General features: G+C 63.5%; 13 protein-coding genes. 9 read left to right on the plus strand and 4 right to left on the minus strand.

The window, feature by feature from the left end; genetic code table 11:
* Nucleotides 1-13: 13 nt before the first annotated feature.
* Entirely contained in the window at nucleotides 14-1,126 is a 1,113-nt protein-coding gene (locus PI87_RS20925; protein WP_084210044.1) for an extracellular catalytic domain type 2 short-chain-length polyhydroxyalkanoate depolymerase, read from the plus strand.
* A 142-nt stretch (nucleotides 1,127-1,268) separates the two neighbouring features.
* On the plus strand, nucleotides 1,269-1,421 hold the full coding sequence (locus PI87_RS29155; RefSeq protein ID WP_157003190.1) for a hypothetical protein: 153 nt from the start codon (nucleotides 1,269-1,271) through the stop codon (nucleotides 1,419-1,421).
* 165 nt (nucleotides 1,422-1,586) lie between these two features.
* Here PI87_RS29155 and PI87_RS20935 read toward each other — a convergent pair whose 3' ends face one another.
* Together PI87_RS20935 and acs are read right to left on the minus strand one after the other, a co-directional pair.
* Nucleotides 1,587-3,650 carry a sodium:solute symporter family protein gene (locus tag PI87_RS20935; protein WP_084210045.1) on the minus strand — a complete coding sequence of 688 codons (2,064 nt, stop codon included), beginning with the start codon at nucleotides 3,648-3,650 and terminating at the stop codon, nucleotides 1,587-1,589.
* 22 nt (nucleotides 3,651-3,672) lie between these two features.
* Nucleotides 3,673-5,655 (minus strand): acetate--CoA ligase, encoded by a 1,983-nt coding sequence (gene acs, locus PI87_RS20940; RefSeq protein ID WP_039599656.1) that lies wholly within the window; start codon nucleotides 5,653-5,655, stop codon nucleotides 3,673-3,675.
* Between the two features lie 204 nt (nucleotides 5,656-5,859).
* Between acs and PI87_RS20945 the strand changes: the two genes are divergently transcribed.
* The 5 genes from PI87_RS20945 (at nucleotide 5,860) to murI (ending at nucleotide 10,650) form a co-directional block, all read left to right on the plus strand.
* A complete protein-coding gene (locus tag PI87_RS20945; protein ID WP_084210046.1) occupies nucleotides 5,860-6,831 on the plus strand; it encodes a DMT family transporter in 972 nt (323 codons plus the stop codon).
* A 37-nt stretch (nucleotides 6,832-6,868) separates the two neighbouring features.
* Complete coding sequence (locus PI87_RS20950; protein ID WP_039599657.1) at nucleotides 6,869-7,426, plus strand: hypothetical protein; 558 nt, start codon at nucleotides 6,869-6,871, stop codon at nucleotides 7,424-7,426.
* A gap of 113 nt (nucleotides 7,427-7,539) precedes the next feature.
* A complete protein-coding gene (locus tag PI87_RS20955; protein ID WP_039599658.1) occupies nucleotides 7,540-8,079 on the plus strand; it encodes a TIGR00645 family protein in 540 nt (179 codons plus the stop codon).
* A gap of 190 nt (nucleotides 8,080-8,269) precedes the next feature.
* Nucleotides 8,270-9,793 carry a fumarate hydratase gene (locus PI87_RS20960; RefSeq protein ID WP_039599659.1) on the plus strand — a complete coding sequence of 508 codons (1,524 nt, stop codon included), beginning with the start codon at nucleotides 8,270-8,272 and terminating at the stop codon, nucleotides 9,791-9,793.
* A gap of 17 nt (nucleotides 9,794-9,810) precedes the next feature.
* Nucleotides 9,811-10,650, plus strand: coding sequence for a glutamate racemase (gene murI, locus PI87_RS20965; protein ID WP_039599660.1), 840 nt, complete (start codon nucleotides 9,811-9,813; stop codon nucleotides 10,648-10,650).
* A gap of 9 nt (nucleotides 10,651-10,659) precedes the next feature.
* Here the strand turns inward: murI and PI87_RS20970 are convergent, their stop codons facing one another.
* Nucleotides 10,660-11,040: a winged helix-turn-helix transcriptional regulator gene (locus PI87_RS20970; protein WP_039599661.1), complete on the minus strand. Its 381-nt coding sequence runs from the start codon at nucleotides 11,038-11,040 to the stop codon at nucleotides 10,660-10,662.
* Nucleotides 11,041-11,121: 81 nt separating this feature from the next.
* Between PI87_RS20970 and PI87_RS20975 the strand changes: the two genes are divergently transcribed.
* Nucleotides 11,122-11,781 carry an NADPH-dependent F420 reductase gene (locus PI87_RS20975; protein WP_052321661.1) on the plus strand — a complete coding sequence of 220 codons (660 nt, stop codon included), beginning with the start codon at nucleotides 11,122-11,124 and terminating at the stop codon, nucleotides 11,779-11,781.
* Nucleotides 11,782-11,888: 107 nt separating this feature from the next.
* Here the strand turns inward: PI87_RS20975 and PI87_RS20980 are convergent, their stop codons facing one another.
* Nucleotides 11,889-13,172 (minus strand): dicarboxylate/amino acid:cation symporter, encoded by a 1,284-nt coding sequence (locus PI87_RS20980; RefSeq protein ID WP_039599662.1) that lies wholly within the window; start codon nucleotides 13,170-13,172, stop codon nucleotides 11,889-11,891.
* A 376-nt stretch (nucleotides 13,173-13,548) separates the two neighbouring features.
* On the opposite strand from PI87_RS20980, the gene PI87_RS20985 reads away from it, so the two are divergent.
* Nucleotides 13,549-13,908 carry a DHCW motif cupin fold protein gene (locus PI87_RS20985; RefSeq protein WP_039599663.1) on the plus strand — a complete coding sequence of 120 codons (360 nt, stop codon included), beginning with the start codon at nucleotides 13,549-13,551 and terminating at the stop codon, nucleotides 13,906-13,908.
* Nucleotides 13,909-13,911 lie beyond the last annotated feature (3 nt).

Genomic DNA, 13,911 nt, shown 5'->3' on the forward strand with positions numbered 1-13,911 from the left:
CCAGGAGCCCAGGATGCAGCACACGGCAAAACACCTGCCCCGCCCGAAGAAGACCCCGTCAACCCGCCTCCGTGCCAGGGCATTGGCCTATGTGATTGCAGGCATCGCACTGACCGCCACCACACTGTGCCGGGCGTCAAGCGCCGACGACGCACCTCTGGGTGCCTACAACGCCGACCTCAAACGCGTGTCGGTGTCAGGTCTGTCATCGGGTGGATTCATGACGGCGCAGTTTGACGTGGCGTATTCCAGCGAGCTGATTGGCGCGGGCATCATCGCAGGTGGGCCGTATCACTGCGCAGGGCTGTCGAAACTCGTGCCGCCCTTTACCGCCGCGGCCACACTGTGCATGCAGCCTGTGGGCCCGGCACCGTCCGCAGAAGATGCCTGGCGCGATGCACAGGCCTTCGCCAAGAAAGGGCTGATCGACGATCCGGCCAACCTACGCACGCAGCGCATCTATGTGTTCAGCGGCGGCAAGGACAGCGTGGTGTCAACACGCGTGGTCAACCAGACCGCCCGCTTCTACGAGCTCGCCGGCGTGCCCAACCGACAGGTCTACTACAACCGGATTCCGGACGCTGGCCACGCCTTTATCACCAACCAGCCGTCGGACGCCGCCTGCAGCTCCAACCGCAACCCCTACATCAACAATTGCGGCTTCCGGCAGTCGCACGACATCGTGCGCTGGATCTACGGCACGGCGGGCACCCCTGTCAAAGCACCCGCACAAGTCGCGCGAGGCAAGCTACTTGCGTTCGACCAGACGCCGTTTGATACCACGCACCGCGCGTCGCTGCTGCAGACTGGTTTCGTCTACGTACCGGCTGACTGCGAAGCTGGCGGCTGCGCCGTTCACGTGGTCTTTCACGGCTGCACGCAAAGCGTCCAGACCATCGGCGATCGGCTCGTGCGCGGCGTCGGCTACAACGAGATCGCTGATACCAACCGCCTGATCGTCCTGTATCCGCAGGTGGCCAAGTCTTCGGCCAATCCGCTCGGCTGCTGGGATTTCTGGGGCTACACGAGTGCCGACCCAGACCGCCCCGACTTCTACACACGCCAGGCACCGCAAATGGCGGCCGTGATGCAGATGATCCGGCACTTGGGCCAGACCCGCCCGTAAGACCGCCCCAATCCACGAAAGGAAGACCGCCCGCGCTCACCAACCTGCTCTCTCAACTACAGGCCGTCCAGCGCGATGCGCTGCAGCGCTGGACCCACGCCTGCAGGATCTGAATCAAGCGCACGACGCCACCGACATCACGTTGGCGCTCATACGGCTGGCCACAGACAACCAGGCCCACGGCCGCGAACACGGCCTGCAGCTCGCCACATTGGCCGGTGGGCTTCAACCCGCGCTGGCGCAATGGACCGAACACGCGCTGTCGCCCACCCGCGCACCGGAAACCGCGTCATAGGAAAAAGGCTGTGGCGAAGTCGCCTGCAACTTAGCCGTGGCCATGTCGCACGTGTTCGCCTGGCCGAATGCTGTGATGGGCTACCGTGAGTGGTCAGCCCTGGGCCTGCGCTTGATGCACCGGCCGCACCCCTTGGCCGGCTCGTCGGGAGCCGGCGTTTTTCTGTTACAGCGGATCGCGAATGTAGCCGACCAGCTTGTCGACCACCGGCCGGTTCGGCTTAGTCAGCAAGCTGACGACAATGGCTGCCGCAAACCCGGCCGGCACGCCAAACGCGCCCGAGGCAATCGGGTCCACGCCAAACCACGGCTGCCCCAGGATGCCTGTCATGCGCGTGAAAAACGGATAGTTGACGAAGATGTAGTAGACGCTGACCGCTAGCCCGGTGAGCATGCCGGCAATCGCGCCCGCACGGTTCGTGCGTTTCCAGAACACGGCCAGCACCAACACGGGAAAGAAGCACGACGCCGCCAGCGAAAATGCCGCGCCCACCAGGAAGAGGATGTTGCCCGGCTTGAGCGAGGTCACATACGCCGCCAGCAAGGCCACCCCCAGCAGCACCACCTTGGCGCTGGTCACGCGCCGCTGGTGGCTGGCCGTGTTGTCGATCATGTGGAAATACACATCGTGCGACAGCGCATTGGCGATCGTCAGCAACAGGCCGTCGGCGGTGGACAGCGCTGCGGCCAGCGCGCCGGCCGCAATCAACCCGGACAACACATACGGCAACCCCGCGATCTCGGGCGCCGCCAGCACGACCATGTCCGGCTGGATCATCACCTCGGCCCACTGGACGATGCCGTCGCCATTGATATCGCGCAACGTCAGCACAGCCGGATCGACCTTGCGCCACGGCACGATCCATTGCGGCAGATCGGCAAACGGCGCACCCACCAGATGCTGCAGCAGGTCGAGCTTGACCAGCGCCGCCAGCGCCGGCGCCGATACATACAGCAGCGCCACGAAAAACAATGTCCAGCTCACCGAGTTGCGTGTTTCGCGCACCGATGGCGTGGTGTGAAAGCGTGTGAGGATGTGCGGCAGGCTGGCCGTACCCACCATCAGGCAGAACACCAGCAACACGAAGTTCAACCGCTCCGTGCCACGTTCGGCGTCAGATTTGGATGGAAACGGCTCGGCGGACGGCGGCGCCACACGGCTGCGCTCCAAGGCGTCTTCGCGCTCCTGGTTCCACAGGATCGACGCAGTTGCAGCATCCGCGGGAAACTCCTCGCGCGCACGCTCCAGCGTCTTGATCTCACGCAGCGGCGCATTGCGCTCGCGTGCCAGCTTCAGTTGCGTGTTCAGTGCCTCGCGCGATTCATCGAACGATTGCGGCAGCCGGGCAATGCGCTCCTGCAGCGCCTGCGCTTCGGCCAGGAAATGGTCACGCACGCGCTGCTCGGCCGGATCATGGGCAATGCGCTGCTCCTCCTTCTCGATCTGCTGTAGCAGATGGCCGGTCGAAAGCTGCGGCACCGGATCGTGGTACCGGTGCCAGCCGATCAGCCCCACCACCCCCAGGAACGACACGATCATGATGATGTACTGCGCCACCTGCGTCCAAGTCACGGCACGCATGCCCCCCAGGAACGAGCACACCAGAATGCCCGCCAGCCCGAAGAACACCCCCACCGAAAACTCCACGCCGATGAAGCGCGTAACCACCAGCCCCACGCCCTGGATCTGCGCCACGAGGTAGACGAAGGAACACAGCGTTGCGCCCAGCACAGCAATGCCGCGCACCACCGAACTGCCACCACGCTCGCCGTTGCCATACCGTGTGGCAAGAAAGTCCGGCACCGTGTAGCCACCAAATTTGCGCAGGTACGGCGCCAGCAGGAAGGCGACGAGGCAATAGCCGCCGGTCCAGCCCATCACATAGGCCAGTCCTTCATAACCCGAGGCGAACACGATGCCTGCCAGCCCGATGAACGAGGCGGCGCTCATCCAGTCGGCCGCGGTGGCCATGCCGTTGAAGAACGCCGGCACGCGGCGCCCGGCCACGTAGTACTCGGTCAAGTCTGCCGTGCGGCAGATCAGCCCAATACACGCGTAGATGGCGATGGTGACGAACAGGAACACATAACCGAGCCACACGCCCGGCCCGCGCACGTGCTCAATCGCGCCCATCATGACGATGAACAGCAGCAGCCCTACGGTGTAGAGCCCGTAATACAGAAACAGCCGCTTGCGAAAGCGGCTGTCTTGTTGGGGATCGGCGGCCAAGATTGGCGACCAGCGCTGGCGGTTAGCGCGTTTCCTTCAACTGGTCGAGGATGGCCGGGTTCTCCAGCGTGGACGTGTCCTGCGTGATGTCCTCACCCTTGGCCAGCGAGCGCAGCAGGCGGCGCATGATCTTGCCGGAGCGCGTCTTGGGCAGGTTGTCGCCAAAGCGGATGTCCTTCGGCTTGGCGATCGGCCCGATCTCCTTGCCCACCCAGTTGCGCAGGTCAGCGGCAATCTGCTTGGCCTCGTCACCATCCGGACGCGAGCGCTTGAGCACGACGAAGGCACAGATGGCCTCGCCGGTCATGTCATCGGGGCGGCCCACCACGGCGGCTTCGGCCACCAGCGGGTTCGCCACCAGTGCCGATTCGATTTCCATCGTGCCCATGCGGTGGCCCGAGACGTTCAGCACGTCGTCAATGCGGCCCATGATCGTGAAGTAACCCGTGTCCTTGTCGCGGATGGAACCATCGCCCGCCAGGTACAGCTTGCCGCCAAGCTCTTCCGGGAAGTAGCTCTTCTTGAAGCGCTCCGGGTCACCCCAGATGTTGCGGATCATCGACGGCCACGGACGCTTGACGACCAAGATGCCGCCCTGCCCGTTCGGCAGATCCTGCCCGGTTTCATCGACGATGGCGGCCATGATGCCCGGCAGCGGCAGCGTGCACGAGCCCGGCACCAGCGGCGTAGCGCCCGGCAGCGGGGTCATCATGTGGCCACCGGTTTCGGTCTGCCAGAAGGTGTCGACCACCGGGCAGCGACCGCCACCGATGTTCGTGTGGTACCACATCCAGGCTTCCGGGTTGATCGGCTCACCCACGGTGCCCAGCAGGCGCAGGCTCGACAGGTCGTATTGCTTCGGGTGGACCTTCTCGTCCGCTTCGGCCGCCTTGATGAGCGAGCGGATGGCCGTCGGTGCGGTGTAGAACGTGTTGACCTTGTGGCGGGCGATCATGTCCCAGAAGCGGCCGGCGTTCGGGTAAGTCGGCACACCTTCAAACACGACTTGCGTGGCACCAGCAGCCAGCGGCCCGTAGGCGATATACGTGTGGCCGGTCACCCAGCCGATGTCGGCCGTGCACCAGAAGACGTCGTCGGGCTTGAGGTCGAAGGTCCACTGCATGGTCAGCAGCGCCCACAGCAAATAGCCGCCCGTGCTGTGCTGCACGCCCTTCGGCTTGCCGGTCGAACCCGAGGTGTAGAGGATGAACAGCGGGTGCTCTGCCCCCACCGGGGTGACTTCGCAGGTGTCCGGCTGGCCGGCTTCGACCTCGTCCATGGCGCGGTCACGGCCTTCCACCCAGTTCACGTTGCCGTTGGTGCGGCGATAGACGATCACGTGCTTGACGGCATCGGTGCCTTCCATGGCCAGCGCTTCATCGGCGATGGCCTTGAGCGGCAATGCCTTGCCGCCGCGCATCTGCTCGTCAGCGGTGATGAGTGCCACGGCGCCCACGTCGACAATGCGTTCCTGCAGCGATTTGGCCGAGAACCCGCCAAACACGACCGAGTGCGTGGCCCCGATACGCGCGCAGGCCTGCATGGCGACGATGCCTTCCACCGACATCGGCATGTAGATGACCACGCGGTCGCCCTTCTTGATGCCCAGTGCCTTCAGACCATTGGCGAAGCGGCAGACGCGTGCGTGCAGCTCACGGTAGGTGACGCGGGTGACCTTGCCGTCGTCGGCTTCGAAGATGATGGCGACCTTGTCGGCGTTGCCGTTCTCAAGGTTGCGCTCCAGGCAGTTGTACGAGGCGTTGATCTCGCCGTCTTCAAACCACTTGTAGAACGGTGCGTTGGATTCATCCAGCACCTTGGTGAAGGGCTTGTGCCAGAGCAGGTGCTCGTGCGCGAGGCGCGCCCAGAAGCCTTCGTAGTCGTGCTCGGCCTCGGCGCACAGCGTGCGGTAGGCGTCCATGCCGGCGATGTTTGCCTGTTTGACGAAGGACTCGGGCGGATCGAACACGCGCGTTTCCTGCAGAACAGATTCAATGCCAGTCATGATGTCTCCTGAGTGCGATGTCTGTGATCGTTTTGCGGCGAATCTAAGGGGCTGACCTGACTCCAGCCTTACGTATTCTGACGCCGCAATTTGACGCGAAGGGCACTACTATAATGCGTCACCCTGCACTGCGGCACGCATCGCAATGCAACATGACCGGCCTGAAAGCCCCATCCCGCGCCGTTTTCCATCCAATTCATCATCGTGCCCATTCACGCCTTTTTCCTGATCGCTGCCATGGCACTGGTCGGCAGCAACGTCGGCTTCGGCAAATCGATCGTCGCCGTCATGCCGGTGATGTTGTTTGCGCTGCTGCGCTTTTTGATCGCCATCGTGTGCATGGCGCCGTGGTACAAGCCGTCGCGCATGCGGCGGGTGACGCGCGGTGAATGGACCAACCTCTTCCTGCAGGCGTTCTTCGGCACGTTCGGTTTCACGCTGCTGATGCTCAATGGTGTGAAACTCACTTCAGCGCTGGCTGCCGGCATCATCACCAGCACGATTCCAGCTGCAGTGGCATTGCTCTCGTGGCTGGTACTGCGCGAGAAGCCGTCAGGGCGCACGCTCGTGTCGGTCGTGCTGGCAGTGGCGGGCGTGGCCATTCTCAACGCCTACCGTGGCGGCGAATCCTCCGGCGCGTCGCCAGCGGATGCCTCGCAAGCGCTGCTGGGCAATGCGCTGGTGATGGGCGCGGTGCTGTGCGAGTCGATCTACGTGATCCTGTCGCGGCGGCTGACGCAAACGTTGCCCGCCATCGAGATCTGCGCATACACACATCTGATCGGCGGGTTGCTGATGCTGCCGCTGGGTCTCGTGCCGCTGCTCACGTTCGATGCATCGAACGTGCCGCCTTCCATCTGGGGCCTGGTGGTCTGGTATGCGCTATCGGCCAGCATCTTCTCGTTCTGGCTGTGGATGAAGGGCATCCGGCATGTGCCGGCGCATCTGGCAGGTGTGTTCACCTCGGTGCTGCCGATTGCGGCGGCCACCTACGGCATCATCGCGCTGGGCGAAACGCCGGGCTGGCCGCACGCCGTGGCGCTGGCCTGCGTGGTGGCGGGCATCCTGGTGGCAAGCTGGCCGGCACGGCCCCGCTTGCCGGTGCAGAGTGGGCGAAAGCGTGGGCGGGTGGTCGATCCGCTGGACCCGCTCGATCCGTCGCTGGATCGCGAATAACAACCACACCCTCAACCGCGCGATAGATCGCCACCTCATGAACCGCTATTTCCGCCTCGGCAGCCTGCGTGTCTTCGGCGCGCCCGTCTATGTCCACTGGACCGTCCTGGCTGTCTCGGCCGTCCTGTTGGCGTATTCCATCAAAGCCCCCTTCACGGCACTGGCTGCGCTGTGCTCGTACTTCGGCATCATCCTGTTGCACGAGACCGGACACGCCTACTTTGCGCGGCGTGCCGGCGCCCGCACCGAGGCGATCTACCTCGCCCTCTTTCACGGCCTGTGCGTGCACGAAGAGCCGGCACGCGAACGCGACATCTACGTGATTGCCTGGGGCGGCGCGCTGGCGCAGCTTGCGGTGGCGCTGCCGTTGATCCTGCTTGCCAACATCACCCCTGCCGCACGCTGGCCGATCATCGGCGAGGTGGTGCTGTATCTCGGCTACGTCAGCCTGCTGGTCGCGGTCATCAACCTGATTCCCGCACCGGGATTGGATGGCGAGCGCGCGTGGCGCCTGCTGCGCTGGCCGTTTGGATCAGGCAACCAGTACGCGGCGGCCAAACCCAAGCGGGCCAAGCATCTGCGCCGGGTCAAATAGCTGCACGCACCGGGCGGCAAAGGTAGGCCGATGCTAAGCCGCCCTAAGTCGCCCCGACATCACGGAACGTTACAATCACGCGGTTTTTCGTCCACCCGCCACGTTCCCGCCACATGAAGTCGTCCATCGCCCCGCTGCGCCCGATTCCCCGCCTGATCTTCTTTTCCCGCTGGCTGCAATTGCCGCTGTATCTGGGGTTGATCGTCGCCCAGGCGGCCTACGTGTACCTGTTCATCATCGAGGTCTGGCACCTGGTCTCGCACATGACGGAGCTGGATGAGACCAAGATCATGCTGGCCGTACTGGGCCTGATCGACGTGGTGATGATCTCCAACCTGCTCATCATGGTGATCATCGGCGGGTACGACATCTTCGTGTCCAAGCTCGGCATCGAGGGCCATGAAGATGAGCCCGAATGGCTGGACCACGTCAACGCTGGCGTGCTGAAGGTGAAGCTGTCGATGGCGCTGATCAGCATCTCGTCGATCCACCTGCTCAAGACCTTCATCGATGCAGCCCAGAAAGACACGCACACGATCCTGTGGCAGGTGGTGATCCACGTGGCGTTTCTGGTGTCCGCGCTGGTGATGGCGTGGGTGGACCGCATCGTTTCGCATGCGCATCCGCACGGCGAGGCCGCTGACGCACATTGACACCGCGGCCTTGTCGGGGCGGCGATTCCGACGAATCCGCTCGGACAATCCGCCCCCGACATTGGGTGTATGATCTCAGGCTGTTCTGAGCCTGCGGCGCCCGCCGTCCAGGTCACAGGCAGGGAGTGCAGATCACCGATCACTGCCCTGCCGCACCCAGCTTTTCATTCCTATACGTTGGTCCCCCACCATGACCGTCATTCGTCAAGAAGACCTCATCCAGAGCGTCGCCGACGCGCTGCAGTACATCAGCTACTACCACCCGATGGACTACATCACTGCTCTGGGCCGCGCCTATGAGCAGGAGCAGAGTCCGGCGGCCAAGGACGCCATCGCGCAGATCCTGACCAACAGCCGCATGTGCGCAGAAGGCAAGCGCCCGATCTGCCAGGACACCGGCATCGTCACCGTGTTCCTGAAGGTGGGCATGAACGTGCGCTGGGACGGCGCCACGATGAGCCTGGAAGACATGGTCAACGAAGGCGTGCGCCGCGCGTACAACGACGTCGACAACAAGCTGCGCGCGAGCGTGCTGGCCGACCCGGCCGGCAAGCGCACCAACACGAAGGACAACACCCCGGCGGTGATCAACATGTCGATCGTGCCGGGCGATACGGTGGACGTGATCGTTGCCGCCAAGGGCGGCGGCTCGGAAGCCAAGTCGAAGTTCGTGATGCTGAATCCGTCGGACTCGATCGTTGATTGGGTGCTCAAGACTGTGCCGACCATGGGCGCAGGCTGGTGCCCGCCGGGCATGCTGGGCATCGGCATTGGCGGCACGGCTGAAAAGGCCATGCTGCTGGCCAAGGAAGCTCTGATGGAGCCGATCGACATTCAAGACCTGATCGCACGCGGCCCGAGCAACCGCGCGGAAGAACTGCGCATCGAGCTGTACGAGAAGGTCAACGCGCTGGGCATTGGCGCGCAGGGCCTGGGCGGCCTGGCCACCGTGCTCGACGTGAAGATCCTGGACTACCCGACCCACGCGGCCAACCTGCCGGTCGCCATGATCCCGAACTGCGCGGCCACTCGCCACGCGCACTTCACGCTGGACGGCAGCGGCGTTGCCAAGCTGGAAGCGCCGGACCTGTCGCAATGGCCGAAGGTCGAATGGGCGCCGAACACCGAAACGTCGAAGCGCGTTGACCTGAATGCGCTCACGCCGGAAGAAGTCGCCTCGTGGAAGCCGGGCCAGACCCTGCTGCTCAACGGCAAGATGCTGACCGGCCGCGACGCTGCGCACAAGCGCATCGCCGACATGCTGGCCAAGGGCGAAAAGCTGCCCATCGACTTCACCAACCGCGTGATCTACTACGTTGGCCCGGTCGACCCGGTGCGCGATGAGGTCGTCGGCCCGGCTGGCCCGACCACCGCCACCCGCATGGACAAGTTCACCGAGACGATGCTCGCCCAGACGGGCCTGATCGCCATGGTGGGCAAGGCCGAACGCGGCCCGGTCGCCATCGAATCCATCCAGAAGCACAAGTCGGCTTACCTGATGGCCGTGGGCGGTGCGGCGTACCTGGTGTCGAAGGCCATTCGCGGTTCCAAGGTGCTGGCGTTTGAAGATCTGGGTATGGAAGCCATCTACGAATTCGACGTGAAGGACATGCCTGTCACCGTCGCTGTGGACAGCTCGGGCACGTCGGTGCACAAGACCGGCCCGGCGGAATGGCAGGCGAAGATCGGCAAGATTCCGGTCGCTGCAGGCTGATCCGCTGAACGTCTGATATGACAACACGCGCGCAGGCACCGGTCGGAGTGTTCGACTCCGGCCTCGGAGGACTCTCCGTCCTGCGCGCGATTCGTGCCGAACTGCCGGCCGAATCGCTTCTCTACCTGGCGGATTCCCGCCATGCCCCGTACGGGGAAAAATCTCCCGAAGTCATTGCGGATCGCACGCTGCGTGTGTGCACGTGGTTGGTCGACCAAGGCTGCAAGGCGCTGGTGATCGCGTGCAACACCGCCACGGCGCAGGCCGTGCACGTGCTGCGCGAGAAGCTGGCGGTGCCGGTGATTGGTGTCGAGCCGGGCTTGAAGCCAGCTGTAGCGACGTCAAAGAGCCGTGTGGTCGGTGTACTCGCAACGGAGAGCACGCTGCGCAGCGAGAAATTCGCGCGCCTGCTGGCCGCCGTCTCCGGCGACTGCAAAGTGCTGAGCCAACCCGGCTACGGCCTCGTGCCCTTGATTGAACGCGGTGAGACGCACTCCCCCGCCGTGCTGGAGCTGCTGCAAGCCTATCTGCAGCCGATGCTCGACGCAGGCGCCGACACATTGGTGCACGGCTGCACACACTATCCGTTTCTGGAAGACGCCATCCGCGAGATTGCGGGCGATCGGTTGACGCTGATCGATACCGGCCACGCCGTTGCGCGCCATCTGGGCCGCACGTTGGTCGCGGCGCAATTGCAAGCATCGGGCCAAGCCATGGGTTTTGCCACCCCGCCGCGCTTCATGAGCACCGGCGACGTGCTCCCGCTCCAGGCCATGGTGGCCGCACTGCTGGGCGAGGCGCCGATGGCACGTCAGGTATTGATCGGTGACACGACTCCTGTAGCTGTGGCCCAGTAATCGGCTTCCTCACGCACCAAACTTACGGTCAAAAGCACGGTTGTTGGCCTCGATGACCTTGAGCGAATCCTCCGCCCAGACCTTGAGGGCAACCACCAACGGCAGCAGCGTGCGCGCTAGCGGGCTCAACGCGTACTCCACGCGCAGCGGACGCTCGTCGTAGACATTCCGCTCGATCAGGCCGTCACGCTCCATCGCCCTCAGCGTCTGCGTCAGCATCTTCTGCGAGACCCCCTCGAGGCGCCGTCGGATATCACCAAAGCGCATGGGCGCATCCTGCAGCGCGACCATGGCCAACACCGTCCACTTCTGTCCGACACGCGCCAGCACACCACGGGAAGGACACACTTTCAGAAACGCATCCGGCGGTAGTTGGATTTTTCTCGACATGGTTACTTTTAGGTACCTAATTGACGATGGAAACCATTATCGAAAAGATGGGGCTCCCCAATCAACCCTAGGGTGCGAACCATGAAGATTGCTTTTCTTGGCGGTGGAAATTTCGGCGGCAATCTGGCCGACCTGCTCGCGGCTGCCGGTCACGATGTGGTGGTTGGATTGCGCGATGTCACGCATGCGCGCTCCGGCGCCAACTATCGTGTGACGTCGTTGGAAGAGGCTGCCGCACATGGTGACGTTGTCGTGATCGCCATCCTGTACCAAGCGTGCGCCGACACGCTACCGCCGCTGGCAGCGCAACTGAGCGGCAAGATCGTCGTGGATGCGACCAATGCGCTGCAGGACGACTGGTCACCACTGCCGCTCGGGGCATTCGCTTCCGCCGCCGAGACACTACGCCACCTGCTCCCCGCCTCCAGGCTCGTGAAGGCGTTCAACACGGTCTTTGCCGACATCATGACGCGGGAGCGGCTTAACCGCGGTGGACAGCCGGTGACGGCATTCATCGCCGGCGACGATGCGCAGGCCAACGCTGTCGTCGCGGGCATTGCCGCAAGCGCGGGATTCGCCCCGGTCGTCACAGGCCCCTTGAGCAACGCGCGCTATCTTGAGGCCATAGCGCATCTCAATATTCAGATCGCGGTGCGCCGGGGCGGCGGGACAGATGCCGGATTCGTCTATCACCAGGCGCGCGGGACACGGCCACCGCAAACTGTCCAGCAACACGTCTGACCCGCCAGAAAACGCAAAAGGCCCCGATCAATCCGGGGCCCTTTGCATCTCTGGGCCTGTTCGAGAGCCCAGCACCTCACGCCGTCAGATGACAGCGTTGTACTGCGTTATACCGAAGGCTGAGCAGGCGCTGCGACGCCCGCCGACTCCACTTCACTCACCTCGTCTTCCGCCGGCTCATACTTCGCCACCACGGCAGTCGCCAGGCTGTTGCCGATCACGTTGGTGGCCGTGCGGCCCATGTCGAAGAACTGGTCGATGCCGATGATCAGCAGCAGACCGGCCTCAGGCAAGTGGAACATCGGCAGCGTGGCCGCCACCACCACCAGCGAAGCACGCGCCACACCGGCCATGCCCTTGCTCGTGAGCATCAGCACCAGCAGCAGCGTCAGTTGCTGCGTAAAGCCCATCTCGATGTTGTAGGCCTGCGCGATAAACAGCACCGCAAACGCCTGGTACATCATCGAGCCGTCGAGGTTGAACGAATAACCCAGCGGCAGCACGAAGCTGGCCACGCGCTTGGGCACGCCAAACTTCTCCAGCGCTTCCATCGTCTTCGGGTAGGCCGATTCGCTGCTTGCGGTCGCAAAGGCCAGCATGGTCGGCTCGCGGATCAGGCCAAGCAGTCGGCCCAGCGAGCGCCCCAGCAGCACGTAGCCGACGAAGAACAGGATCGCCCACAGCAGCGCCAGGCCCAGGTAGAACTCGCCGATCAGCTTGCCGTAGGTCCACAGCACGCCCACGCCTTCCACCGTAATGGCCGCCGCCATGGCAGCGAACACGCCCAGCGGTGCAAAGCGCATCACGTAATCGGTAATGCGGAACATCAGCTTGGTCAGCTCTTCCAGGCCACGGCCGATCACGCTCTCCATCGGGTTCTTCATGGTCGACAGCGCGGCGCCGAAGAACAGCGAGAACACCAGGATCTGCAGGATTTCGTTGTTGGCCATCGCCTCAACGATGCTGCGCGGGAAGACGTGCGTGATGAAGGCCTTGAGCGTGAAGTCACCGGTCTTCAGGCCCGAGGTGGCCGACACGTCAGGCAGCGCCAGGTTCATGTGCATGCCCGGCTGGAAGAAGTTGACCAGCAGCATGCCCAGCGCCAGCGACGTGGCCGACGCGCAGACAAACCAGATCATCGCGCGCAGACCGACGCGGCCAACCGCATTGCCACCGCTCATGCTCGCCAGCCCCGTCACCAGGGTCGAGAACACCAGCGGCGCGATGATCATCTTGATCATGCGCAGGAAGATGTCGGTGATGATGCTGAAGTACGACGCGATGTCCTTGGCCGCCGCAGCGTCCTTGGCGTATTCGTGGCAGCCCCAGCCGACGGCAATGCCCAGCACCATGGCAATGCCGATATGGGAGGTCAGACGTTTGGTGTTCAAGACTTTCTCCAAGGAATACCGTGGCCCGATCCGAAAGTCGGCGGCGCGCGGAGACGCGGATCTCATCAGGGCCAGGGCGACCCCATTTCGTCACGCTTTGTAAAAAGCGAGGATATTAGACAAGCAGATGACGATCGTTATGTCGATGTTGCATAGCAACATGCAAATTTTGCATAGATAGCCATGCGCTGGCTGACGGCCAGTAGCGATACCGCACAGGCATTGGAATCGCGCAACTTCGTTGGGATTATTGACCGGCGCGCAATGCCGTCGGCGCATACCAACATGCGCCCTTTAGCGCACACGCGATACGTCGCGCGCAGCACTCGCTTGGCTGCTACGATCGTGTGCTGAATTCGCCACCGGAACCCCAACGATGAAGATGACCCCGTTTGCTTTCGGCACGACCGACTGGTCTGCCGTTGAGCCCACCGAGCACACCGGCCAAATGGACGAAAGCGGCAAAGGCGGCATGGCCTACTGGCGCACGCGCTATTTCGGCGACGAGCCGAACCGCATCCGCGTGCGCATGGTCGAGTACACGCCCGGCTACCTGGCCGACCACTGGTGCAAGAAAGGTCACATCCTGTTCTGCCTGGATGGCGAACTGGAAACCACGCTGGAAGACGGTCGCAAGTTCACGCTCACGCCCGGCATGAGCTACCAGGTCGGCGATGACGCCGAGGCGCACCAGTCTTATACGAAGACGGGTGCGCGGCTCTTTATTGTTGATTGATCA

It is taken from the genome of Ralstonia sp. A12, assembly GCF_000801955.1.
GTDB lineage: Bacteria > Pseudomonadota > Gammaproteobacteria > Burkholderiales > Burkholderiaceae > Ralstonia.